Origin of the sequence: Sorangium aterium (genome assembly GCF_028368935.1) — a bacterium.
GTDB lineage: Bacteria > Myxococcota_A > Polyangia > Polyangiales > Polyangiaceae > Sorangium > Sorangium atrum.
Map to the genome: position 1 here is coordinate 193956 of NZ_JAQNDK010000003.1, position 24123 is coordinate 218078.

Annotated in this window: 18 protein-coding genes; 8 read left to right on the top strand and 10 right to left on the bottom strand. The window is 71.6% G+C overall.

The window, feature by feature from the left end:
* The first annotated feature begins 136 nt into the window (after positions 1–136).
* From POL72_RS25205 to POL72_RS25235, 7 genes are all read left to right on the top strand, one after another.
* Positions 137–982 carry an SDR family NAD(P)-dependent oxidoreductase gene (locus tag POL72_RS25205; RefSeq protein WP_272098112.1) on the top strand — a complete coding sequence of 282 codons (846 nt, stop codon included), beginning with the start codon at positions 137–139 and terminating at the stop codon, positions 980–982.
* Positions 983–1314: 332 nt separating this feature from the next.
* Entirely contained in the window at positions 1315–3078 is a 1764-nt protein-coding gene (locus POL72_RS51305) for an energy transducer TonB (RefSeq protein ID WP_272098113.1), read from the top strand.
* A 44-nt stretch (positions 3079–3122) separates the two neighbouring features.
* Positions 3123–3626: a T3SS (YopN, CesT) and YbjN peptide-binding chaperone 1 gene (locus POL72_RS25215; RefSeq protein WP_272098114.1), complete on the top strand. Its 504-nt coding sequence runs from the start codon at positions 3123–3125 to the stop codon at positions 3624–3626.
* A gap of 20 nt (positions 3627–3646) precedes the next feature.
* On the top strand, positions 3647–4864 hold the full coding sequence (locus POL72_RS25220) for a hypothetical protein (RefSeq protein ID WP_272098115.1): 1218 nt from the start codon (positions 3647–3649) through the stop codon (positions 4862–4864).
* A gap of 199 nt (positions 4865–5063) precedes the next feature.
* Positions 5064–5945 carry a carboxypeptidase regulatory-like domain-containing protein gene (locus POL72_RS25225; protein ID WP_272098116.1) on the top strand — a complete coding sequence of 294 codons (882 nt, stop codon included), beginning with the start codon at positions 5064–5066 and terminating at the stop codon, positions 5943–5945.
* 361 nt (positions 5946–6306) lie between these two features.
* Positions 6307–7308: a heme o synthase gene (gene cyoE, locus POL72_RS25230; RefSeq protein ID WP_272100003.1), complete on the top strand. Its 1002-nt coding sequence runs from the start codon at positions 6307–6309 to the stop codon at positions 7306–7308.
* A gap of 169 nt (positions 7309–7477) precedes the next feature.
* Positions 7478–8095 (top strand): SCO family protein, encoded by a 618-nt coding sequence (locus tag POL72_RS25235; protein ID WP_272098117.1) that lies wholly within the window; start codon positions 7478–7480, stop codon positions 8093–8095.
* Positions 8096–8111: 16 nt separating this feature from the next.
* Here the strand turns inward: POL72_RS25235 and POL72_RS25240 are convergent, their stop codons facing one another.
* Together POL72_RS25240 and POL72_RS25245 are read right to left on the bottom strand one after the other, a co-directional pair.
* Positions 8112–12641, bottom strand: a complete 4530-nt coding sequence (locus tag POL72_RS25240; protein WP_272098118.1) for a sigma 54-interacting transcriptional regulator — start codon at positions 12639–12641, stop codon at positions 8112–8114.
* A 41-nt stretch (positions 12642–12682) separates the two neighbouring features.
* Complete coding sequence (locus tag POL72_RS25245) at positions 12683–13441, bottom strand: thioredoxin-like domain-containing protein (protein ID WP_272098119.1); 759 nt, start codon at positions 13439–13441, stop codon at positions 12683–12685.
* 77 nt (positions 13442–13518) lie between these two features.
* Here POL72_RS25245 and POL72_RS25250 point away from each other — a divergent pair, with 77 nt between their 5' ends.
* On the top strand, positions 13519–14415 hold the full coding sequence (locus POL72_RS25250) for a GGDEF domain-containing protein (RefSeq protein WP_272098120.1): 897 nt from the start codon (positions 13519–13521) through the stop codon (positions 14413–14415).
* Positions 14416–14431: 16 nt separating this feature from the next.
* Here the strand turns inward: POL72_RS25250 and POL72_RS25255 are convergent, their stop codons facing one another.
* From POL72_RS25255 to ftsY, 8 genes are all read right to left on the bottom strand, one after another.
* A complete protein-coding gene (locus POL72_RS25255; protein WP_272098121.1) occupies positions 14432–15586 on the bottom strand; it encodes a hypothetical protein in 1155 nt (384 codons plus the stop codon).
* A gap of 62 nt (positions 15587–15648) precedes the next feature.
* Positions 15649–15903, bottom strand: a complete 255-nt coding sequence (locus POL72_RS25260) for a hypothetical protein (RefSeq protein WP_044964942.1) — start codon at positions 15901–15903, stop codon at positions 15649–15651.
* A gap of 108 nt (positions 15904–16011) precedes the next feature.
* Positions 16012–17460 carry a cytochrome c3 family protein gene (locus tag POL72_RS25265; protein ID WP_272098122.1) on the bottom strand — a complete coding sequence of 483 codons (1449 nt, stop codon included), beginning with the start codon at positions 17458–17460 and terminating at the stop codon, positions 16012–16014.
* An 11-nt stretch (positions 17461–17471) separates the two neighbouring features.
* On the bottom strand, positions 17472–19076 hold the full coding sequence (locus POL72_RS25270) for a hypothetical protein (protein WP_272098123.1): 1605 nt from the start codon (positions 19074–19076) through the stop codon (positions 17472–17474).
* A gap of 314 nt (positions 19077–19390) precedes the next feature.
* The gene (locus tag POL72_RS25275) at positions 19391–20152 is read right to left on the bottom strand and encodes a HEAT repeat domain-containing protein (protein WP_272098124.1); all 762 of its coding nucleotides are present in this window, start codon (positions 20150–20152) and stop codon (positions 19391–19393) included.
* Between the two features lie 272 nt (positions 20153–20424).
* The gene (locus POL72_RS25280) at positions 20425–21237 is read right to left on the bottom strand and encodes a porin family protein (protein WP_272098125.1); all 813 of its coding nucleotides are present in this window, start codon (positions 21235–21237) and stop codon (positions 20425–20427) included.
* Positions 21238–21376: 139 nt separating this feature from the next.
* Entirely contained in the window at positions 21377–22285 is a 909-nt protein-coding gene (locus tag POL72_RS25285) for an outer membrane beta-barrel domain-containing protein (protein WP_272098126.1), read from the bottom strand.
* Between the two features lie 443 nt (positions 22286–22728).
* Complete coding sequence (ftsY, locus tag POL72_RS51310) at positions 22729–24081, bottom strand: signal recognition particle-docking protein FtsY (RefSeq protein ID WP_272098127.1); 1353 nt, start codon at positions 24079–24081, stop codon at positions 22729–22731.
* Positions 24082–24123 lie beyond the last annotated feature (42 nt).

Consider the following 24123-nt stretch of genomic DNA (forward strand, 5'->3'; position numbering starts at 1 on the left):
GCCGTCGCGTGGCATTTGCTCGATTGCGTGCCCCTGCGCGCACGAATGTGTGCCCGGGCCGAGGCCCGCCGTGCGAAGCTCCGCGCGAAAACGGCACGGCGCACCGCGCCGGCGCGCGGATCAGGAGGAATCTGCGATGGGCTTGCTCGACGGAAAGGTCGCGATCATCACGGGAGCCGGCGGCGGGATCGGCCGCGAGGAAGCGCTGCTCTTCGCCCGCGAGGGCGCGAAGGTCGTCGTCAACGATCTCGGCGGGACGCGCGACGGGGCGGGCTCGAGCGACGCGATGGCGGCGCAGGTCTCGGAGGAGATCAAGGCCGCGGGCGGGCAGGCCGTGCCGAGCTTCGACAGCGTGGCGACCCCCGAGGGCGCGGCGAAGATCGTGAAGACCGCCGTCGATGCGTTCGGCCGGGTCGACATCCTGGTGAACAACGCGGGAATCGTCCGCGACAAGACGCTCCTCAAGATGGATGAGGGCATGTGGGACGCCGTCATCGCCGTTCACCTGAAGGGGACGTTCCTTTGCACGCAGGCCGCCGCGAAGCAGATGGTCGCGCAGGGCGGGGGAGGGCGGATCGTCAACACCACGAGCGTCTCGGGGATGATCGGCAACTTCGGGCAGGCCAACTACGCGGCTGCCAAGGCCGGCATCTACGGGCTCACCCGCACCGCCGCGATCGAGCTGCAGAAGCAACGGATCACCGTCAACGCGATCGCGCCCATCGCCAAGACACGCATGACGGAGGATCTGCCCATGTTCCAATCGGCGGGCGACACGCTCACGCCGGCGCACGTGGCGCCTGCGGCGCTGTTCCTCGCGTCCGACCTGTGCGCCGACAAGACCGGCAACGTCCTCGCCGTCGCGGGTGCACAGATGTACATTTACAAAGTCGTCCAGAGCCCCGGGAAGTTCAAGGACGAGGGCGGCGTCTGGACGGCGCAGGAGATCGCGGATCACTGGGACGCGATCATCAAGCTCTGATCGTGGCGCGGGCGCTGGCGCGACGGCGCAGGGCGCCTGGCCGACGGCGGGCGCGGCCGGAGCGCCGGCGCGCCCGCCCAGGGCTGCTTCCCGCGGATCGCGCCTCACCCGCGGCGCGGACGATGCGGCTTCGCGCGAGCCGACCGTTGCTGCGCTGATCCCTGGATGCTAGGTTCGAACCGCTTCCGGGGTACGATTGGCGCATCGGCGCACTGTTCGAGCAGGTCGTTCACGCGGAGTCTGGAGGTGCCACCGGTGACCGTCTTTCGCTGCTGTTACGGCTGCGCCATGTCGCGCGGTGCGGCCTCTGCAGCGCGGAGGCGTTGAGCGCCGTGTCACGTGACGCCCACATCCCGCTCGCCCTGTGGATCTGCGCGGCGATCGTGGCGCACATGGCGGGCGGCGGCGGCGCGGTCGAGGTGGCGCAGGTCATCGAGGATCGCGCCCAGCTCCGCCAGATGGTCCACGCGGTGAGGGATGGCCTCCGGCCGGGCGACACGACGTTCGAGATCCTGACCGACGGCGCGGCGCTCACGCCGCCTCCCGCCCCGCTCGCGCCGCCGGAGCGACCGGCGGACAGCGAGCCGGACAAGGACGCGGCGCCCGATCCGCAGCAGCCGAAGCCCGAGCCGACCAAGGCGGCGACGATCCCACCGCGGAAGCCGCCGAAGGCTGAGCCGCCGCGCCAGGCGAAGGCGCCTCCACCCGCGCCGCCAAAGGCCGAGCCGCCCAAGGAAGAGGCGGCCAAGATCGTACCGGTCCAGCCGGCGCCGCCGCCGCCGCTGCCGCCGGCGGATCAACGGATCGCCGTCCGCCAGCACGTCCAGAAGGACCAGGAGGACAACCCCGAGGCGAACCGGATCGCGGACGACGCCAACAAGGTCGCCGAGGAGACCATGGCGCAGATCCGCTCGAAGGATCAGGACGATCCGGAGCCGACGCCCGGGACGCCGTCGGGGCCGAAGGCGCCGACGGACACGGTCGGCGACAGCGACCACGATCACAGCGGCCACAGCGAGGAGCGCGCCGGCAACGAGAAGCACGCGCCCGGCGAGGGGAACCCCAGGAGCGAGAGCGCGGAGCACCACAGCCCAGCGTCGCCGGCGCAGGCCGCGCAGGCCTCCCGGGCAGCGTCCTCCCCGAGCGTGCCGGGCGCGAGCGGCGGCGCTCGCGTCGCGCAGGCATCTCCCGCGCTTCCGCCGCCGGAGAGGGGCGCCGCGGGCGGCTCCGGCCCGGCGTCGCCCGAGGTGATCGACGGCGCGCACGGCGGCTACACCCTCAATCCGGCGAACCCGGGCGGCGACGGCAAGAGCCGCGTGGCCGGCAAGAAGGCGACGCCGCTGCCCTACCAGAGCCCGGTCCGCGTCGGCTCGATCGGCCTCGGCGCGCCGGGGCTCCCCGGCGGGCCCAACCTCAACCTGGACATGGCCGGCGTGCAGGCGGCCGTCGGCAACGAGAAGCTCAGGGCGGAGCGGGCCTCGGACGGCGCCTCCCGCAAGAGCGCGCACCGGGGCTCGTGGGAGACGACGGACAAGTGGAAGAAATGGCGCGCCGCGATCGAGAACTACGATCCCTCGGTCAAGCCCGGCAACCAGACCTCGCTCAACGCCGCGCGGGTGCCGTTCGCGACGTACATCAACATGATCCACAACCGGCTCCACCCGATCTTCGCGGAGGAGTTCCTGGCGTCGCTCGAGAGCCTGCCGTCCGGGCACGCGTTCAACCAGAACCGGGTGACACACGTGGAGATCGTCCTGAACAAGGACAGCGGCAGCATCGTGCGCCTCGGGGTCACGAGGCCGAGCGGGATGACGGCCTTCGACATCGTCGCGCTGAACTCGGTGCAGCGCGCGTCGCCGTTCGGCAAGGCGCCGGACGCGATCGTCTCGCCGGACGGCAACGTGTACCTGCACTGGGAGTTCCACCGGGATCCGTACGACGCGTGCTCGACCCGCAACGCTCGCCCGTTCCTGCTGAAGGCGCCCTCGGGCGCCGCCCCGGTCGAGCCGGCGCCGGTGCGCAGGGGGCCGCGGGCCGTCCCGGGCGACGAGGGTGCGCCGGCGCCGCAAGGTCCGCTGCTTCCGCTCGGGCGTTAGGTCCCGGCTCTGCACCGGGACCGCGGCGATGTATCCTGCGCGTCATGCCGAAGGATTCCGACGAGGCCGTTCGAGTGACCAACGCGCGCATCGAGGCGGCGCTCGCGGATTCCCCGGCGTTCACCCGAGTCGAGCCGCAGTTCTACGTCGTCCGCCAGGGGACCGCGTACGTCTACCTTCATGTCCTCCCCTGGGCGCCCGATCGCGCGCTCGTGCGGCTCGTCGCGCAGCTCGCCCGCGGCGTCGAGATGACGCCGGACCTCGCGATGAAGCTGCTCCGCTTGAACGCGCGCATCCGCTTCGGCGCCTTCGGTTACGTCGCGCAGGGCTCGTGTGTGGTCATCGTCCACACGCTTCTCGGCGGCGAGACGCTCGACGCCGACGAGATCCTCGTCGCGCTCCGGGATCTGTCCGTGCTCGCGGATGAGTACGACGACCGCATCGTCGAGGAGGCCGGCGGCCAGCGGATGCAGGACCTGATCGACGCCTCGGCGACCGCCGCGGTCTTCACGGATCTCGACGCTCCCCGCGCCTGGGACAAGGGCTGAGCGACGGGCGCTCATCTTCAATGCTCCTCAACATCGATCTCCCACCCGAAGGCCCTCCTCTCACCGCCGCGCCGGACGCCGCTGCCTCGCCCCATCGCGAGGAGGGCGGCGAGCCTCCGCCTCCCGAGCGCCGGTCCTCCGCCGCCGGGCGACCTCCGCTCGCCGGCCTGCCAGTGCTCGCGCTGATCCGGCCGCTCGCCGTCCTCGCCCTGCTCGCGATGATCCTCGGCCGCATGCTCGCGCCCGCGATGGTCGGCCTGGCGGTGGGCATCGAGCGCGCTGTCCACACGATCGAGCTCGCCGGCGCCGGCGCCTCGCAGCTCTTCGCGATCGGCGCCATCGTCGTCGCGATGGCGCTGATCAGCGCGGTCGTGCGGAGCCGCGTCCCGTACGCGCTGCGGATCGGCACGATCGTCGCGGGCAGCTTCGTCATCCTTGTCGTGCTGCACGCGACCGTGCAGCGCGTGCCCGATCTCTCCGCCGCGCTCATCGGCGTGAGCGCCGCGATCCTCGCGCTCGGCAGCGCGTGGGAGGCGCTCCGCGTCCCGTTCGTGCGGCCGGTCGCGGCCGCGCTCGGGCTCGTCGGCGCCTCTGCGCTCGTGCGGCTCGCCGGCGTCCTCCTGGCCGTCTGGGCGAACGACCGCGGCTCGAAGGCGCTCGCCGGCGCGACGAGCTCCGTCGCGACCGCCGCGTTCGCGCTCGATGCGCTGGCCGTCCTCACAGCGACCGTCGCGCTCGGCGCGGGCCGCGAGGCGCGGCCCCGTGAGGCCGAGCCGCCGCGGCCGCGCCTCGTGAGCCCGCTCTCGCTGGTGGCGCTCGCGTCGGCCCTGCTCGCCACGCGGGCGGCGCTCGCGGGCGCCGCCGACGACGCATCCATGGTCGAGGCGCTCTTCCGCCGCGCGCTCGACCGGCTGCTCACCCGCCCCGCTCCGGTGGTGCCGCTCTCGATACAGCTCTTCGTCGCCGCGCTCTCGGTGGTGATCGTCGCGCTCGCGCTCGTCGCCCCGCCGCGGCTGCCGGCGCTGGGCGGCGCGCTCGCGCTGCTGCTCGTCGCGGGCAGCGCCCCGGAGGTGCCGCTCGGCGCGCTGTCGCTGGTGATCGCCGCCCTCTGCGTCGCGCTCGCGGCCCGCGACGAGCGCGGCTTCTGGGCGGCCATGCTCGCGAACGAGCGCGAGCGCACCTCTGGCTCGCTCCCGGGCGCCGGGAAACCGGACATCACCGGCGGCGCGTCAGGTTGACGCGAGCGACGACACTCGTTAAGCACGCCCTCGCTGTGCGGAAGGACGGCGCGCGGCATTCCACCCGCTGCTCGCCATGAGAAAGACGCGGTGGGAGTCGCCGCCCGGTCCAGACGACCCCTCCCTGAAAACGCCAGATCAGGCTCGGAGGGGCGCGAATCAGGCTCGCGTGGCGCGCCGCGGGCGCGGGAGAGTCCTCATGCATCGTCGCGATCTCGCCTCGCTCTCTGCTCTCGCGCTCGCGCTCGCAGGGTGCCCCGAGGAGCCCTCGAGGCCGAGCGGCGGCACGGCCGCGACGGCCATCACGGCGGCACCCCCGGTGGCCTCGGTCGAGAAGCCCGCCGCGGCCCCTCAGGGGTCCGAAGCGCCGAAGGCCACGGCGCAGGCGGCCGCCCCGGCGGCCCCCGAGGGCAAGGGGATCATCAAGGGGGTCGTCAAGTTCACCGGCAAGCCGGTCGAGATGAAGGTCCCCACCGCGCGCAAGGACGCTCCGTTCTGCCAGGACAAAGACGTCCTTTACAACGCTGTTGTCGTCAACGATGGCAAGCTCAAGGACACCTTCGTCCGCATCGCGGTCGGGGGCGTGCCGGGCAGCTGGAAGGCGCCCGACGCGCATGCGGCGGTCGACCAGCAGGACTGCATGTATGTGCCGCGCATCCAGGGCGTGGTCTCCGAGCAGCAGGTCGACATCAAGAACAGCGACCGGACGCTGCACAACGTGCACACCTACAAGGGCTCTGAGACGCTGTTCAACCAGGCGCAGCCGGGGGGCGCCGCGCCGCTCACGAAGGCGTGGAAGGACGGCATCATCAAGCTCACCTGCGACGTCCACCCGTGGATGCGCGGCTTTGTCGTGGTGACGGATCACCCGTTCTTCGCCGTGAGCGGGGATGACGGCTCGTTCACCATCGAGAAGGTCCCTGCCGGCAAGTACAAGCTCGAGGCGTGGCACCCCCGCTATGGCCTGAAGACCGCCGACGTCGCGGTCGCGGACGACAAGCCCGCCCAGGTCACGTTCACGTACGCCGGAACCGAGCCTGAGCCGGCGGAAAACAAGGACGAGCTCAAGGGCCTTTGGTGAGATCCGTGGCAGCGGCTGCGGCAGGCGTCGCTTCGCCCCGGGCCGCCCGGCTGGCGGCGAGCGGCGCGGGGGAGCGACCTTTCCAGGCTCGCTCGACGCGCAAAGAACGGCTGAGCACGCCACGACGGTTGCCGCAAGGCGACTCGTGCCCTAAAGGGAGGCGGGCGACAACTGACGAACTCGACTCCCCGAGACGTGTTGTGCGCGCTAGTCTCCCGGCCCCGATGCTGTTTTCTCCCGCCTCCCGCGCTCCGGTGATGACGTTTTTCAGTGTAACTGTCCCGAGCCCAGGGATCTTCGGAGATGCCGCGCGAGCGCGCGGCGTGGGCGCCGAGCACAGCAGCGAGGGGCGCGCGTGACCATGAGCGTCGAGCAGGCCGCCGAGCGCGCCCCGGTCGTCCCTTACGTCCGCCAGGCTGAGCCGTCCGAGGGCGGCGGCTGTGCGGTCCCCTCGAGCGCGCGCCCGCTGCTCAAGGGAGCGGCCGATCTCGTGAGCCTCACCAAGCCGCGCATCACGAGGATGGTGGCCGCGACGATGCTCGGCGGCATGTGGGTCGCGAGCCGTTATCTCCGCGCCGGACTGGGTGGAGAGGCCGCGATCGAGCGCGCGGCGGTGCCGCCGGCGCAGCTTGCGCTGGCGCTCCTGGGGACGGTGCTCGTCGTGTCCGGCGCCAACGCGCTCAACATGTACATCGAGCGCGACACCGATCTGCTGATGGAGCGGACGCGGAGCCGCCCCTTGCCGGCGCGGCGGCTTTCGCCGGAGCTGGCGCTCTGGTTCGGGATCGCGCTCTCTGCCGCCTCGATTCCGGTGCTGTTCATCGGGGTGAACGCGACCACGGGCGTGCTCGCCGCGGTGGCGCTGCTCAGCTACGTCCTCGTCTATACCCCGCTCAAGCGCCGGACGACGCTCTCGCTGCCGATCGGCGCGATCCCCGGCGCCATCCCGCCGCTGCTCGGGTGGACGAGCGTCACAGGGCAGATCGACGCGCCCGGCTTCCTGCTCTTCGCCGTCATGTTCCTCTGGCAGATCCCGCATTTCCTCGCGATATCGCTCTTCCGTCAGGACGAGTACCAGCGCGCGGGGCTCAAGGTGCTGCCGCTCGAAAAGGGCGATCTCACGACACGACGCCACATCGTCGGCTACCTCGCGCTGCTCGTGGTGTCCTCGGTCCTGTTCGTCCCGCTCGGCGTGGCGGGCCCTGTCTACCTCGGCGCCGCGGTCCTCCTCGGCGGTGCGTTCTTCGGGCTCGGCGTCTACGGTCTCCGCGCTGGCACCGGCGCTCGCTGGGCGCGTCAGGTCTTCTTCGCCTCCATGGTTTACCTGGTGCTCCTCTTCGCTGCGCTGATGATCGGCGCCTGAGCGGCGCCTCGTCGCCTTGACTCACAGGGGACAGGCCCTTAAGCGTCACCGGATGGTCTCAAGCGAGCCCACGCGCCACGCGAACGGCGCTCTGTCGCCTGCGGAGCCGACCGGCCACTCACTTCCGTCCGACCGCGGCGACGCGGGGAGGCCCCCGCGCCGTGGGCTCGTGGGCACGCCCGTGTTCTGGGCCGGGCTCCTCGCGCTGGTCGGGCTCGCGGCGCTCATCACCATCGGGGTCGCCGGGCGCGCGCTCCACGGCCAGGCCGCGGAGACGCCCGCGATACGCATCCCTCTGCCCGCCTTCGAGCTCACGGATCAGCGGGGCGCGCGGTTCGGGCTGGAGCAGCTCCGGGGCCGCGTGTGGATCGCGGACTTCATCTTCACGACCTGCCCGACCGTGTGTCCCAAGCTCACGCAGCGCATGAAGGAGATCGAGCACCGGGGCCGCGATCTCGGTGACGCGCTGCACCTCCTGACATTCACCGTCGACCCGGAGAACGACACCCCGGCGGTGCTCGCGGCCTACGCGGCGTCGCAGCAGCTCCCGCTCGAGCGCTGGACGCTCCTGACAGGCCCCCTCGATCAGATAGAGTCGACGGTCCTCGACGGCTTCAAGATCGCCATGGGCAAGAAGGAGTCGAGCCCTGGGCTCTTCAGCATCTTCCATGGCGAGCGCCTCGTGCTGGTCGACCAGCAGGGCGTGATCCGCGGCTACTACGAGGCGAACGACGACGGGCTCGACACGATCCTGCGCGACGCGGGCGCGCTCGTGAAGTCGAGGTGACCCGCTCGGGCCTGCCTCACGCCTCGATGGCGAGCCGCTTGATCATCTTCTGAAGGCCGAACCTGGACAGGCCCAGCAGCTTGGCGGCCTGCGTCTGGTTCCCGCGCGTGCGCTCGAGCGCGTCGCGCACGAGCTCCGTCTCCAGCGCGTCGATCCTCGCGCGGACGTTGAGGCCGAGCTCGCGCGGCGTCGCGCTGCCGCCGTGCGCGATCTCCGGCGAGAGGTGCTCCCGATCGATGGTCCCGTCGCAGAGCACGAGCGCCCGCCGGACCTCGTTCTCCAGCTGGCGCACGTTGCCCGGCCACGCGTAGGCCGAGAGCCGATCCATCGCCCCGCGCGTGACCCGGACCGGACCGCGGCTGTGCTTCTCCAGGAAGTGCTGGACGATGAGCGGCACGTCCGTCGCGCGCTCGCGCAGCGGCGGCACCCGGATCGCGATGATGTTCAGCCTGTAGAGCAGATCCTCCCGGAAGGCGCGGGCGCGGACGAGCGCCTCCAGATCCCGGTGGGTCGCGGCGATGACGCGCACGTCGACCTTGCGCGCCCGCTCCGAGCCGATCGGCCTCACGAGGCCGTCCTCGATGACCCGGAGCAGCTTCGTCTGCATCGCGAGGCTCATCTCGCCGATCTCGTCGAGGAACAGCGTGCCCCGATCGGCCACCTCGAAGAGCCCGGCGCGCGGGCGATCCGCGCCCGTGAACGCGCCGCGCACGTGCCCGAAGAGCGCCGACTCGAGGAGCCCTTCGGGGATCGCGCCGCAGTTCTCGCTCACGAACGCGTGCGCGGCGCGCGGCCCGTTGTGGTGGATGGCCCGCGCCACGAGCTCCTTGCCGCTGCCGGACTCGCCGCAGACGAGCACCGGCACCTCGGAGGCGGTCACCCGATCGACGAGGCGCAGCATCGCGCGCAGAGGCTCGCTCTCGCCGATGATGGCGTCGTACCGGTAGCGCGTGTCGCGGCCGCCGCGCGCCCTGGCGAGCTCGAGCGCCGCGGCGTCGAGCTCCGCCTCGCGCCGCGCGAGCTCCTCGGCGAGGCGCGACGAGGCGCGCTCCGCGCGGCGCGCGGCGCGGCGCAGCTCGACCTGCGCGCGCGCGTCGGAGATCGCCAGCGCCGCGACCGACGCGATGGCGCGCGCCCACCGCAGCTCCTGCGCGCCGAACGCGCCGCGGCGCACGCGGTCGTCGAGGTAGACGACGCCGAGCGCCTCGCCGCGCGCCACGAGCGGGACGGCCAGCACGCTCCGCAGCTTCAGCGCGTGCACGCTGCGGTGCACGCTCGGCAGCTCCCCCGCCGCGTCGACCGCGACCACTGGCTCGCGCGCCTCCAGGGCGCGGCGCGCGAGCGTCTCCGACAGCGCGAGCTGCTCCGCGCCGAGGCTCGAGCGCGCCAGGTTGCGCGCGGCCCGCGGGACCAGGCGCCCGTTCGGGGCGCGCAGGAGCAGGAGCCCCCGCTCGACCCCCGTCCAGAGCACGAGCGCGTCGACGACCCGGTCGAGCAGCGGCGCGAGCCGCTCGCGCTCGCCGAGCGCGCCGACGAGGGCCTCCAGATCGCGCGCCTGCTCGGGCCGAAGCCCGCTCTCCGGCAGCGCCCGCGCGCGGACCACCCACGGGAGCGATCGGACCGCGCCGGAGAGCGCCGACGCCCCTGGCGACGCAGCGGAGGCGCCGGCCGAGCCTGCGCCCGCGTTGCGCCCGCAGAGCTCGCGGGCGGCGTCGGCGAGCGCCGCGAGCACCCGGTGCGCGACGTCCGTCTGCCCGGCCCTGACGGCCAGCGCGTGTGCCGCGGCCAGCGCCGGGCCGCGCGCCGCGATCGGGGCGCGGGCGCCGGCGAGCGCGGCGATCGCGGCGAGGACGCGGTCGCTGCGGCCGCGCGACGCCGACGCGCCCGACGCGCCCGACGCGCCCGCCGGGCCGCGCGGCGCGTCGTCCGCGGCGATCGCGGCGCCGACGTCGTCCGCGGCGATCGCGATCGCGGCGCGCGCGCCCCACCAGTCGAGCCGCGAGGCCGCCGCGGGCTCCGGGCCGTTCGCGAGCTCGTCGAGCTCCTCGACGCGGGATCCATCGAGCTCGTCTGCGCCGTGGCGCAGGAGCCGCGCGGCCGCCCGGAGCGTGTCGTCCGCGGAGCCGCCGGCGAGGAGCGCCGCCGCGCGCGCCGCCGCCGCGCGCGCCGCCGCCGCGCGCGGGTCGACGTGCGATCCGACGTCCGCGCTGGCGACGCCGTCGCCCCGCGCGGCGACCACGTCGGCGATGGCCCAGAGCGCGTAGGCCTCCGCCTTCGCGTCGCCCGCGTCGCGGGCCCGCGCGATGGCGTCCTCGGCGGTCCGGCAGGTCTCGTGCACCAGGCCCGCGGTGGCGTAGGCGGCGGCGCAGGCGAGCAGCGCCCGTGCGCCCTGCGCCGGCCGGCCGAGGTGCTCCCAGAGCAGCGCCGCGCGGGTCGAGGTCGCGATCGCGCCGTCGAGATCGCCGAGATCCACCGCCGCCGCCGCCTCGCCGGTCCGGTAGGTCGCCTCCTCGACCACCGCGCCGGCGCGGACGGCGTAGTCCACCGCGGCGCTGAACGACGCGTGCGCGCGCTCCGGATCGCTCGCGTGCCACGCGTAGCCGCGCACGGCGGCCATCCGCGCCAGCTCCTCGACGGAGCTCGCGAGCGCCTCGCCGCGCGCCACCTCCGACAGCGCCCGCGCTGTGTCGCCGCGCAGCACGGCGAGCAGCGCGCGTACCTCGCAGAGCGGCGCCGTGACCGCATCGCCGGCGAGCGCGTCGGCCGCCTCCAGCGCCCCCGCGTCGATCGCGGCGCGCGCGAGCACGGCGCGCGCGCGCCCCTCCGGGTCCGCGCCGGCATCGATCGCGGCGCGCGCGCGCTCCTCCGCGAGGGCGCGATCGCCGGCGCGCCTAAGCACCTCCGCCGCGAGCGCCGCGGCCTCCGTGGCGCCTCGAACGCACGAGCGCAGCATCAGGCTCCGCGCGCGCCCGGCGTCGCCGTGCAGCCGGAGCGCGTTGGCCGCCGCGACCACCAGGCTGGCGGGCGCGTCGTCGCGCTGCTCGATCGCCTCGAGCGCCAGCGGATCCGGCGGCACCCGCGCGATCGCGAGCGCCAGCGCCGCCGCCTCCGCCGCGCCGAGGGCTCGTGCTTCGGCGGCGCCCTCGGCAGCTCCGCGGTCCTGCGGCGCCGCGCTCGTCCGCCGCCGCGCGCCGCTCCCCGGGGTTCCCAGCACGGCCGCCTCGACGTCCGCGTACGTCCAGGCGCGCGGCGGGACCTGCCGCGCGAGCGCGACGAGCGCGTCCGCGAGCGCCCTCTCCGACGCCGACGCGAGGGGCCCCATCGGCCACGCCGCCGCGCTCGTCCCCGCGAGCGCGGTGAGCCACCGCGCGACGCGGTCCGGCCCGAGCCGCCCCAGCCACGCCGCGTCGCCCTGCGGCGGACCCGCGCGCGCCGCGCCGTCGCCCGCGCGGAGCGGCGCGCCGGAGAGCGCGCGCACCCGCTCGACCACCGCGAACGCGTCCACGAGCCAGGGGGCGACGTCGTCGCGCACCCCGAGCGCCGCCTCGAGCTCGTGTCGCCGCAGGCGCAGGTAGGCGGCGCGCACGCGGCGCGCGTCGCGGTCCTGTCGATCGCGCTCAGCGGCGGCAGCCCCCGCGTCGCGGCCGGCGCGCCCCGCGGGGGACGCGGCGACCGGGTGCCGCGCGCGCGGCGCGCCGGCGAGCGCGGCGCGAGCCGACTCGGTGACCCACGCGGACGACGGGCGCGCCGCGGGGGAGGGCGAGAGGAGCGCCCGGCAGATGGCGTCGAGCGGCGGCCCGGCCGCGCTCTCCGCGGCCACCGCGGCCCGCGCCGCTCCGATGGGATCGTCCGCGTCCGCCACGCCGGGGAAGGCGATCTCGGCGAGCAGCGTCCCCAGCGCGAGCAGGTCCCTCGCCCGCGCGTCTCCGAGCTCCGCGTCCCCGCGCGCGATGTACCGCAGCGTCGCCCCGTCCACGGAGGCCTCGTGGATCGAGCACGCGAGCCCCAGGTCGATCACCGCGACCCGCCCCTCCGGCGTCAGGATCAGGTTCTCCGGCTTGAGATCTCCGTGCGCCAGGCCGATGCCGTGCAGGTCGGCGAGCGCCTCGCCCGCGTCGCGCGCGGCGGCGAGCGCGAGCGCCGCGCGCTCGCCGGGGGGCAGCCCGCGCAGGGCGTCGGCGACGGCTCGCCCTTCGACCCAGCGCATCGCGACGAACGCGCGCCCCTCCTCGCCGGGGGCGCCCTCGACGCGCGCGGCGCGCGCGACGCCAGATGGCATCGCGAGCCAGCCGACGTCGACGAGCTCCGGCAGCCGCGGCGAGAGCGCCAGCGCCGCGTGCAGCGCCTCGCGGGCGAGCACCCGCCGCGCGGAGGCGCGCTGCGCCGCGGGCGCTCCGCGCTCGCGCGGCTCGATCTTGAGCGCCACCATGCCGCCGCGCTCCCGATCGGCGGCCTTCCAGACCTCGGCCGACCCGCCGGAACCCGCGACGTCCAGCAGCCGGAAGCGCTCTGCCAACCGAGGTGTCACGGTCGACGGCTCGCTCATGCCCAGAATGCTCCCGGGCCGCGAGCCACCTGTCAACCCGGTTACGGCTCTGGTGGAGCGCCCTCCGCCATGCCTCCCGCGCCTCCGCCGCCGCCGCCGCCGCCGCAGTTCGGCGCGCCGCCGTCTGGCAGATCGATATCGACGGCCCCCGCGTCGCCGCACGTGTCTTCCGGGCCCTTGCCGTAGTGGTCCGCCACGAAGCGCGCGAGCGACGCCTTGTCGAGGCACGTCGCGGTGTACGTGGCGCCCCAGGCCGCGGCTGCGACGGGGGTGTCCAGCGCGCTGTCGGGCGTCATCACGAGGCGCGCCTCCGGCCCCCCCGGCACCAGGAGGCACTTCGGATCGGAGGCGGCCTCGGCCCGCACCTCGTCGAGCGCCGCCTTCACCTCCGCACAGCCGGACGAGGCGCACCGGTACGCGAGGACGATCGCGCCGTGCTCGAGGTTGTGGACGTACATCTCGCGCGGGACCTCGGACTCGAAGCGCTTGTACTCGGCCCAGATGCCCCAGTGATCTCCGCCGCTCGGCGGGTTGGTCGTGTACTGGACAGGCGCGCACGTGGCCACGTGTTGCGCCGACGTGACGGGGATCCCCGTCCTGACGACGACCTTGCACTCGGTCTCGCCCGGGAGCGGCGGAGCCTCCGGAAAGCTCGTGACGGTCTCGGGTTGTTGCGGCGCGGGCGCGGCGTCGCCCTCGTCGATCGGGGGCGCGCTCGTGCCACACCCGCTGAGAGGAGCGGCGAGCCCGGCGGCCATCGTGGCAGCGACACACATCTGCGCGAAACCGCAGTGTTTCATGGCCGAAGCCTACCATGTCCGACGCGCGACGCGCGTTGCCCTGGCACGTCGGCTCTGGTGTACTTGGCTCCCCTAGCGTGGCGAAGCAAGAGAACGATCATCGGCAGACGCTCGTCACCTGCACCTCGATCGCCCCGCCGGTGCTGCCGGTGGCGCCTGGCACCGCGTGTCTGGTGGTGATCTACGGCACCGAGCTCGGGCGCCGCATCGCGCTAGGGACCGGGGCAATCGAGTGTGGGCGCGCGATACAGACCGATATCCCGCTCGACGACGACGCGGTGAGCCGGCGTCATGCGCGCATCTCCTGGACGGGGATGAGCTACGTTGTCCGCGATCTCGGCTCGACCAATGGCACCTACGTGAACGACGTCTCCGTCGATGAGCGCGCCCTCAGGGACGGCGACCAGGTGAAGATCGGCCGGACGATCTTCAAGTTCATCCAGGGTGGGAACGTCGAGCTCTCGTATCACGAGGAGATCTACCGGCTGATGACCTTCGACGGTCTGACGCAGGTCCACAACAAGCGCTCCTTCGAGGTCGCGCTGGAGCGCGAGGTATCGCGGGCTTGCCGCTACCATCGCCACCTCGCGCTCATCATGTTCGACATCGATCACTTCAAGAACATCAACGACACCCGCGGGCACCTCACGGGCGACGCCGTGCTCCGCCAGATGGCCGCGCTCGCCGCCGCGAACGTCCGCCGCGACGACGTCCTCGCGCGCGTCGGCGGGGAGGAGTTCGCGCTGCTCGTGCCGGAGATCGCCCTCGACGGCGCCCGCCTGGTCGCCGAGAAGCTGCGCGCGCTCGTGGAGCGCACGCCGTTCCGCTTCGAGGATGGCGAGGTCGCCGTCACCGCGAGCTTCGGGGTCGCCGCCGTCACGCCGGACGCGCCTGTCTCGCCGATGGAGCTCTACCGCCGCGCCGACGAGCGGCTCTACCATGCGAAGAAGGCCGGGCGGAACCGCGTGATGTGACGCTGCGCAAGCGCCGTCAGGGCGAGGCAGCCGGGGCGGAGCAGTCTCGCGGCGCGGCGCCGTTGAGGATCCACGCGGACAGGATGTCCATGCCGTCCACGTAGGGCGTTGTGTACTGATCGTCCGGTGTCTGGGGGTCCTGGGGGTGGAACCAGAATATGGGGTTTGAAGGCGGGGGCGGCATCGGCATTCCCACGACGAACGCCGCCTGCAGCCGCTCGTTCTCCTGGCGGAGCTTCTCCGCCGCATCGGCGGGCAAGGAGGGGTCGACCGCGATCTGCCCGATGAGGATCTTGTAGAGCAGGTAGCTGTTCCCCGGGTTTCCCGGGTCGATGAGCGGCATGGCCCTGCCGAAGCGCGCAGGGGATGCCTCCCCCACGTGCGCCTTCTCGCCCATCTGGGTCTGGTGCGCGGTGCGCCCGATCGCGGTCTCGAGCAGCGGATCGAGCTGGTTGAACGCCGTGCCCAGGTTCAGGTCCAGCCCGGCGGCGGCGCTCGCGCCGTTGTGGCACCCGAAGCAGCCATAGAAGAGGTGGTACGCGGCGCCCCTCACGCAGGCGATGCACGTCGGATCCGCGGGAGCGTCGCCCTGGCAAGCGTCCGTGCGCATGACGCACTCGAGGTCTCGCTGGCAGAAGAAGTCGCCGCTCGGCGGGCGCTCCGGCATCGCCTGGGGCGGGTTCGTCGCCGCGACGGAGAACTCGATGCGCGTGTTGCCGTCGAGGGGCGCGCCGTCGAACGCGCGGATGCCGGACGGCGCAGCCTCGTCCGCCGGCTTGAAGACGGTCAGCGCATACCGGGTCCCGGGAACCAGGCCCGGCATGCCCTCGATCTGGCGGAAGATGACCTCCCGCTGGACAGGGTTGTACGTGGGCGCGAGGGCGATCGGATTGACGCAGTCCGCGTAGGTCTGGACCGTGGCCAGATCGCCCGAGACGCACACGGACTCGGCGCCGACCGTGGCGCTCACCGAGCTCGGCAGCAGGAAGCGATCGAACTTCAGCACGAAGCTCGCTGTCGACAGGACCTCGGTCGTGCCGGCGGGATCGAGCGCGGTGCGGACGGGCTGGTAATTCTGGTCGAGGCTGGTCGTGGCGCGTGCCTCGATCAGCTGGACAGGAGGGGCGTCGATCGGCTGGAGCGTGGCCTCCCCCACGTCGCAGCCGGCCATCGCGAGGGCCGCCTGCAGACAGAGGGGGAGGGGGGCGAGGCGCGTCGCGCGAGCCAGCGTGCTCAGCTCTCGGAGTAGAGCGAGAGCTGCTCGCGGACGACCTTTTCGTTCACCCCGGACTGGATGTGCTCCTTGAGACAGTCGGCCAGCGTGATCAGCATGTCGTCTACCCCTTTCTCCTCGATGAGCTTCGACAAAAGTTGGCGTGCCTCCCGTCCGTCGTCCTCGCGGAGGAAGCCCCGCACTGTCTCCAGCGTGATTTCCCCCTGGAAATCGAGATAGAGGTTGTCGATCAGGTACTTGATCAGCTCCTTCACGCCCGTTCTCCTTGGCGTTCGCGGCGATCGTTAGGGAAGCCGCGCGCACTTCGCTATACCCGTCGCTGGAAGGCCAGGGCAAGGAATATACTGACGGATTTTGACTTTTCATTGGCACCGCTGCACGAACCTGTCGCTCGACTGATGGCACACCAGGCACGGACGCGGGTTCCGGGAGAACGCCGTCTTGCACTTGCTCTCGAACCCGAGCGGGTGCGGGTTCAGCCCTTGCCCGCCTGACGCCCCGCGCGTCGCGTGGCAGGTCGCGCAGTCCCGCTCGGTGTGGCAGGAAACGCACGCATTCAGGTTTCGCTCTGCTTCCCAGGCGTGGTGCTTCGCGCCGCGTGGCGCTGTGGTCCACTCCGCCGGCGGGGGATGGAAGCGGCGCCCCGTGGGCCGCGCTGCGCTCGGCGCGTCGCGCGCCACGCCCGTCCGCCGGTGACAGTCCGCACAGAACGTCTGCTCCTGATGGCAGCTCACGCAGCGAGGATTGTCCTGCCGGGCCGCTTGCGGGTGCATCGAGAGGAAGTCGTTCGGGTGGACGTTGCGCGGACGGATCTTCCCGTCGTGGCAGTCGGTGCAGTAGTTCGCGCTGTGGCATGACCCGCAGAAGGCGCTGTCGTTCGCGGCGATCTGCCTGTGCCGCTCGAGCCAGTCGGGCGTGTGCCCCGCGTTGTGCAGCCACGCGGGCGGCAGCAGATCGCCCGTGGCGAACGCCGTCACGAGCCGCCCGTCGGGGCGCGTCACGTGGCAGACGTCGCAGTCGCTCTTCGCCTCACCCTGGGCCGCGCCGCTCATGTTATGGCACGTGAAGCAGCCGGCCATGCGCGGCAGTTGGTCCCGGGTAGCGAGCTCGATCCGATCGACGCGGCCGTGGCACTGGCTGCACTTGATGTTCCGGCTCACGTGCTTCGCGTGAGGGAAGCGGAGGTTCGCGTGCGGCAGCACGAGCGGCGCCACCTTTCCGTCGCTGCCAGCGTTCTCCCCGATATGGCAGTACGCACACTGTCCGTTCTCGTTCGTCCCCGCCTTCACCTGGGTGAGGTCGGAGTGATCGACATCATGACAGTTGTCGCAAGTCTCGCTCGGCTTCGGCAGCAGCCGGTCCGTCACCGCGCCGCTCGTGTAGGCCGCGCCGTGGCACGACTTGCACGTCTGCTTGAGCCCCTTGACGTGCTTCTTGTGGTTGAAGCGGATCGTCAGCGTTTGCGGGGGATAGATCTCGTCGCTCGGGACCGGGGTCGCGCTCGTCCCGGGAGGCATCCACGCCAGGGGCACCTCCGCGTCGGCGGGCATCGGGTGGAGGCCCGACGTGTACCCGCCGTGCGGCGCCTTCGCAGGCGCTTCTCCCTCGGCGTCGCCTTCGTCCGCGTCGCCATCGGCCGCCTCGGCGCTGTCGTCGCCTGCTGCCGCCGGCGGCTTCGGCTGGGCAGCCGCCTCGGGGCCCACGATCGCGAGCGCCAGCGCGCCCAGGCACGCGACGATCGCGACCCATCCAGGGACGACCCTCGCCTCGTTTCGCCGAGCGCGGCGCCGGCCGTCCTGTCTTGCGTCCATGCGATCCTCGCTCACGGCGCCACCCGCAGGTTCATGAGGCCGACGACCCGGAAGCGCTGGCCCACCAGCCGGTTCATGTCGTGCTCCCACTCGATCTTGAAATCCGCGACCTCGCCCGGCCGATACCCGGCCCCGAGGACATATCCGAACGACGTCGCGCCCCGGTCCGGCCTGAGCGGATCCTCCCAGTTGTACAGCGACATCCGCGCTCCGAGCGCGTAGCGCTGCCCGCTCAGCCGCTTCTCTCCCGAGAGATCGGCCCCCGTCCGGCGCCCGCGCTCCCCCGTCTGCAGCATCCCGCGGAGCTCGACCGACGTCGTGCGCGTGCGGTAGCGTCCCGCGAGGTTCGCGAGCACGTCGGTCGAGATCGTCGCGGCGCGGTTCTTCTCGTCGCGCGCGTAGTCGCGGAGCGCGCCGTCATTCGGATCGAGCGACGTCGCGCCGACGCAGCCTGGTTGATTTACGGCCTCACACTGGCCGGCGCCGAACTCCTCCGGGTTGCCTTCGGCGATCCACATCCGCGTGCCGCCCCAGGCCGCGACATCGATCTCGCGGGTGACGTCCACCGCCGCCCGTCCGGTGATCGTGGTGATGGGATCGTGGGTGAACCAGTTCCAGATCGAGTCCGCGTCGAACGTCGGAACGAAGTAGTCGACGTCCGCCCCCAGCGTGACGCGGCTCCCGGCGTACACCTCCAGGCCGCCGTAAAATGAGCCGACGAGCTGGTTGTAGAAGTCGTAGGTCACTCCGCCCTTGAGGCCGCCGAGATCCGGCTTGTTGATGTTGGCGGCGTACCCGAGCCGATCCTGCGAGATGCGCGACGCATCGGACGTCCGGACGCCTCCGCCCGGATCCGGGAACTGCTGGGTGACAGAGGTCCCCAGGTTGTAAACGCGGCGGTAGGTCAGGCGACCGTGGACGAAGCTCGGACCCGCGCTCTCGAGCGCGACGCCGAACGCTGGCGCCAGATCGGACGCCTGGTACGACGGGAAATCGGCTGCACTCCCGGGCTGAGTCCGGTCATCGCCGAATCCCCGGTGGCTGCCGCGCCAGATCCCCTGCTGCTCGAAGCGCGATGTGGAGAGCGGCAGGCCGCCGCGCTGCTCGAGCCCGCCGTACGCCTCGAGTTGAACGTAGTACGGTGTCGTCACCCGGAGGAGCGCGCCGTCGAACGACCACCACCCGAGCACGTCGCTCACATACTGACGGCCGACCCGGAAGCCGAGCCACCCGCCGGCGACGTTCCGCCCTTCGACGTACGCGTACATCAGATCGATGGGCGCCTCGCGCAGCCCCGGGATGTAGCGCGAGCCGCCATCGATGCTGTAGTCGGTCTCGCCGCCCCGCTGCGCGCCGTCGAGGTGGCCATTGATCCCGAAGTCCGCGTCGAGCCGGAGCCGCACGGTCGCCGAGTAGTCGGCCTCGCCTGGGGCAGAGTCGCCCTGGAGGTTGTAGACGGCGAGCCCCAGCGTCTGAAGGAGCCGCCGCCGTTCGATGTTCGTGTCGCCCCAAGGGCTGGCGACCTCGTAGGCCTGGACGCCGGTCGTCGACTCGACCTCGAAGTCGGCTGCGGCTGCGCTGCGCGGGACGAGCGCGCAAGGCAGCAAGCACGCCACGGCCAGCGCGCGTGACAGGGGGAGGCGGCGGAGGGGGAGGCGACAGAGGGGGACGCGACGGGCGCTCCCCACGAGCGTGCCAGGGCGTGCGTCGCTGGCGTGCCGCGGACGACGTCGCGACGGAAGCTCCGCCATCCATGAGAGATGCTCAATCACGGATGGCGCTCACTTTCGTCTTGTGCGGGCCGGTCTGCGCGGCTTCGCTCTCAGCTGCCGCCGAGGGCTGAACAAGCATGGCGTGGAGTTTCGTCCACACGCGGTGATGCTGTCAACCCGATCGCAGGACGAACGGGCTTGTCACGATGCGCGCCGGGTCAGCTGTATCCAGCGCCCTTCCGGAGCTTGCCGTCCGAGCCCACGCTGAAGCCGTTCGAGTCCTGGAGCGCCTGGCTCGCGCTGCTCCGCAGCTCGGCCGGCACCGTCCAGCCCCGGGTCATCAGCCCCTCGGCGACCTTGTTCTTCACCCGGACCGACTCCTCGGTCGCGAGCATCTTCACCAGCGCTGGCACGCTCGCCTCATCGCCCTGGGAGAAGATGGTCTGCACGGCGTGAAACCGGACCGTCTCGTTGACGTCGTCGAGGAACCGCTCGACCGCCACCCGCACGTCGTCGCCCTTGATGTCGCCCAGCGCCATGATGAGCTGCTGCTTCGGCTCGACGTTGCGCGCATACTCCGTGTCGAAGCGGTCGAGCAGCTGGACGAGCTCGGTCCGGTACTCGGCGTCGTCGAGCAGCGCCCGCAGGATCTTGAGCGGCCAGGTGAGCGCCTCGGCCTTGATGCAGAACTCGACAACGGCCGGCACCGCGTCCTTGCCCGCATCGACGATCCCCCGGAAAGCCAGATCCTTCTCCTCTTGATCCGTGATAGAGGGGTCGATCGAGAACGTGAAGCGCCTGAGGAGAGCCGCCGCCGCATCCGCGCTCTTCATCGCGGCGAGCGACTGGATGGCGTCGAGGCGGTCGTACGTCTGAGCGCGCTTGTCCGCGACGACCTTCGCAGGCCCGGCCACCTTCTTGTCGGAGGGGACGCCCCCGGCAGGGGGATTGCTTTTGCGGAGAAAATCGAAAATACCCAACGCTGACCTCTGGTGGCTGTCCCCGCCGCCCGGTCCGAGCTACCCGGCGATCGTCACCGGATCTATAGCGGGGCGCATCTTCGTGCGCTACGGACTCATCCGCGTCGTTCGGCTCGCTGCAGCGTGCTCTCGCCCGCCTCACGCGCCTGCCTAGCGGCTGAGCCCGTATCACATGAATCCGCGCCCCGCTAGAGTGGCTCGCGGCAGAGGGTGCTTCCCGCCTGAGCTACCCCGGGCGAACCGGCTCGGTCACCGCGAGCCGGCGCAGCCGTCTACTCCGTCGTCTTGATGCCGGTGGGGAACTGAATACTCAGGCTCACGGTGACCATGCTCGTGAAGTGGAATTCGCGGTCCTTGTCGTCCACCTTGCGGTCGGGGAACGCCTCGTCCGTTCCGAGCCCGTGGTTGTCGAAGCCCGAAGTATTCCATGCGAACGGCAGGGCGCGCCACTCCGCGCCGAAGCCGATGAAGTCCGACGGGTAGAAGTTCCAGCCGAGGCCGAACGTCGGTGCGAAGGCCATGCGGCTCTCGAGTCCGAAGGTCTCCGCGCAGGCGTTCTGGTTGGTCGTGCCGCACTCCTTGCGCTCCTTCACGCCGATCGCCGCGGCTCCAGCGAAGAAGCTCACGTCGGTGTCAACGAAGAGCTCGGCGAACAGCGCCAGCTTTCCACGGAAGGGAACGACCGTGACCTGGGGCGCTGCGACCCACTGGATCTGCCCGAGCTGATCCTTCGTCAGATCGCCCTTGGTCAGGTTGACCCTGGTCAGCTGGCACGCCTTCGTGAACGGCTGGGCATCGCAGTTACGCCCGTCGATCGCGACGCGCTGGAGCTCGTCCGTCAGCCCGGCGTTGTACTGAAACCCGTACCCGCCCCAGGCGCCGAAGCCGAGCCAGTCCGTGAAGTGGTAGGTGAGCCGCAGGCCCGGCATGATCGTCCGCCGGTACTCGTCCAGCAGCGTGAACGATGCGCCTGGAGCCACCTCGAACCGCCCGGCACGGTGGAGCCGGAGCTGCCGCACGGCCGGCGCGCCGGCTAGAGGGCCCGTGAGCTGAATCTCCTGCGCCTCCGCGGGCGCAGCCGTCATCAGAAGTGCACAGCCGGTAAGCCCTGCCACCACAGTGCAGAGGCTTTGGACGAATCGACGCATCATGCCTGTCCCCGTCTTTGGCTGAATCATCCTATGTCTCGCGCTCGGCGTCTGCGCGTCCCCACGTCCAAAGTCTTCACTTCGGCAGCCGGTATTCCCAGGAGAACGGCAGGAAGACCGACAGCCCGACCTGCGCCTGTACGTTGTTGGTGAAGCTCTTCCCCTCGGCGAGCCAGGTGCTCTTGTCCTGAGGGTTCGCCGCGACGCTGGGGTTCTCGAGCTCGTCGAAGAAGATGTAGTCGCTGACCTCGAACATCGCCGCAAACCAGCGGTTGAAGAAGATGCGGAGGCCACCGCCGACGTGGAAGGAGAGCTTCGGCTTCCAGTCGAAGGTGCGGTTGTCGGGATCGACGACGGCCATGGGCCTCGTCGAGATCGCGCCGACACCGCCCAGTACGAAGAAGTCGTAGTGGAAGATGAAGTCGCTGAACCCGGCGAACTTGCCGTACGCGGGGACGTACGTGAAGTTCGCATTCGCGTTCCACTGATACTCGGTGATCGGCTCGCCGATACGCGCCGCCCTGCTCGTCTGGAAGTTGAAGTCCGACGGCGTGTTGAGCGCACCGTACCAGTTGCCGTTGACCCCGATCGCGAGGACGTTGGTGAGGTACCAGTTGACCGCGAGCCCCGGCCCGTTGTGGCCGACGAACTGGTCGTTCATCGTCAGCCCGAAGTACGGGTTCACCTCGAAGCGGTGGTAGCGCAGCGCGTAGATCTGCTGCACCGCGTAGGTCTCGTTCTTGAGATCCTTCGCGGCCTCCTTCTCCAAATTGATCGTGGGACACGCCGTCGGGTCGATCTTACAGATGTCCCCAAGCCCCGTTTCCTCGCCGCCATCGGTCGGGGCCGCGGGCGCCTCCACCGGCTCCGTGCCCTCGGCAGGAGTCTCTGGCTCGTCGAGGTTGATTTCCTTGGGTTGCCCTTTTGGCTGAGCCGACGCCGTAAGCGGCACCGCGACGAGCGCAGCCGCAACGAGAAGCCCCACGCGAGCCTGGTTCATCGCCATCCCTTCCAAAGTCCGTGCGATGCGAGCGATCGCGATCGATCGCCCAGGTAGTACAGCTTCCTAACTACTCGAATTCATTAAATAATTCGGTCAACCGCCAAGCCCGACGGACTATATCACGCCGAAAATAAAAGGATCAACAACCAAATCCTTTTGCCACGGACGACCGGCGGCGTCGCAGAGGGGGCGCGCCGGGTGGATTCGCGGCGAGCGGCAGACTCGCTGCACAATCACCGCGGGCTCGGATCGCCGGTGTGCTTGCGCCGAGGGCGCGACGATCGTGACGCCTGACGGGTTCAGCGGCAGAGGCGCGGCGTGCTGAGACATCGGAGCCATCGCCCGTTGGTTGGACCGGTGTCGAGCCGCGCGATTGGGTGGTGAGGAGAGATCGAGCGCCGCCGGCGCTCACGCCGCGGGGCGCGTCAGGCGGCCGCGTCTTCGGAGCCGCTGGCGCGGCCGAGCATCGCCTCGACGAACTCGTCGGGCTCGAACTCGCGGAGGTCTTCCGCGCGCTCGCCGATGCCGACGTACCGGACGGGCAGCCCGTGCTCGGCGCAGATGCCGAGGATGACGCCGCCCTTGGCGGTGCCGTCGAGCTTCGTCAGCACGATGCCGGTGATGGGCAGCGCCTCCTTGAAGAGCGCGGCCTGCTGCATGGCGTTCTGGCCGTTCGTGGCGTCGAGCACGAGCAGCGTCTCGTGAGGCGCGCCCTCGAGCGCCTTGTTCATGGTGCGCGCGACCCGGGACAGCTCCTCCATGAGGTTCGTCTTCGTGTGCAGCCTGCCGGCGGTGTCGGCGAGCACCACGTCGGCGCCGGTGTCCTTCGCCTTCTGGATCGCGTCGAAGATCACCGCGCCGGGGTTCGCGCCGTCCTTGCCGCGCACGACCTCGCAGCCGACGCGCTTGCCCCAGACGTTGAGCTGCTGCACCGCCGCCGCCCGGAACGTGTCGCCCGCGGCGAGCACCACCGTCCGGCCTTCGGCCTTGAGCTGCGTCGCGAGCTTGCCGATCGTGGTCGTCTTTCCCACGCCGTTCACGCCGACCACCATCACCACGGTGGGCTGCGCCTTCAGCGGCAGCCCGCCGCCGGCGCCGACGCGCAGGATCCGCTTCGCGTGCTCCCGCAGCGCGTCCCAGACCTTGTCGGTGTCGGCGAGCTCGTTCCTGCTGAGCGCCGATCGGATCTCGTCGAGGAGGAGCTCTGTCGTCTTCACGCCGACGTCCGAGGTGAGCAGCACCTCTTCGATCTGCTCGACGACGTTGGGATCGATCTCCTTCTTGCCGGCGAACAGCGCCTTGAGCCGGCCGAAGAAGCCCTCGCTCTCCCGCACCTTCGTGAGGCCTTTGCGGAGCCCCTCGATGTCTCGCTTGCGCGCGGCCGGAGGCGCGGTCTCCCGCGCCGGCCTGGCGGCGGGCTTGGCGGCCGGCGCCTCGATCGCGGGCGCGACGGGCGCCTCCGCGACCGCGGGCTCCGGCGCCGCCGGCTCGATGGCGGCCGGCGGCGCGACGGGCGCGGGCACCGCCGCGGGCGGCTCCTCCTGCGGCGCGGGCTCCTTCGCCTTCGCGGGAGGAGCTTCCTCCGCCGGAGGCTTCTTCGGGGCACGCGGCTTCTCGGTCGGCTTGTCCGCCGGCTTCTCGGAGGGCTGCTTCGCCTTCTCCTGGAGCTTCTTCGGTTCGGGGGGCGCTGCGATCTCCGGTGGCGGCGCCTTCTTCGTGACGAAGTAGACGATCGCCGCCACCACGACGAGGCCGACGATAATTAGGGCGATTTCCACGTTGGCGTTCTCCGGCGAGGGAGCCGACTATATGGGACGCAC

Coding starts and splice junctions, on each gene's coding strand:
- POL72_RS25205 (WP_272098112.1), top strand. CDS start 137: ATGGGCTTGCTCGACGGAAAGGTCGCGATCATCACGGGAGCCGGCGGC.
- POL72_RS25215 (WP_272098114.1), top strand. CDS start 3,123: ATGCCGAAGGATTCCGACGAGGCCGTTCGAGTGACCAACGCGCGCATC.
- POL72_RS25220 (WP_272098115.1), top strand. CDS start 3,647: ATGCTCCTCAACATCGATCTCCCACCCGAAGGCCCTCCTCTCACCGCC.
- POL72_RS25225 (WP_272098116.1), top strand. CDS start 5,064: ATGCATCGTCGCGATCTCGCCTCGCTCTCTGCTCTCGCGCTCGCGCTC.
- cyoE (WP_272100003.1), top strand. CDS start 6,307: ATGAGCGTCGAGCAGGCCGCCGAGCGCGCCCCGGTCGTCCCTTACGTC.
- POL72_RS25240 (WP_272098118.1), bottom strand. CDS start 12,641: ATGAGCGAGCCGTCGACCGTGACACCTCGGTTGGCAGAGCGCTTCCGG.
- POL72_RS25245 (WP_272098119.1), bottom strand. CDS start 13,441: ATGAAACACTGCGGTTTCGCGCAGATGTGTGTCGCTGCCACGATGGCC.
- POL72_RS25255 (WP_272098121.1), bottom strand. CDS start 15,586: ATGGCCGGCTGCGACGTGGGGGAGGCCACGCTCCAGCCGATCGACGCC.
- POL72_RS25265 (WP_272098122.1), bottom strand. CDS start 17,460: ATGGACGCAAGACAGGACGGCCGGCGCCGCGCTCGGCGAAACGAGGCG.
- POL72_RS25280 (WP_272098125.1), bottom strand. CDS start 21,237: ATGACGGCTGCGCCCGCGGAGGCGCAGGAGATTCAGCTCACGGGCCCT.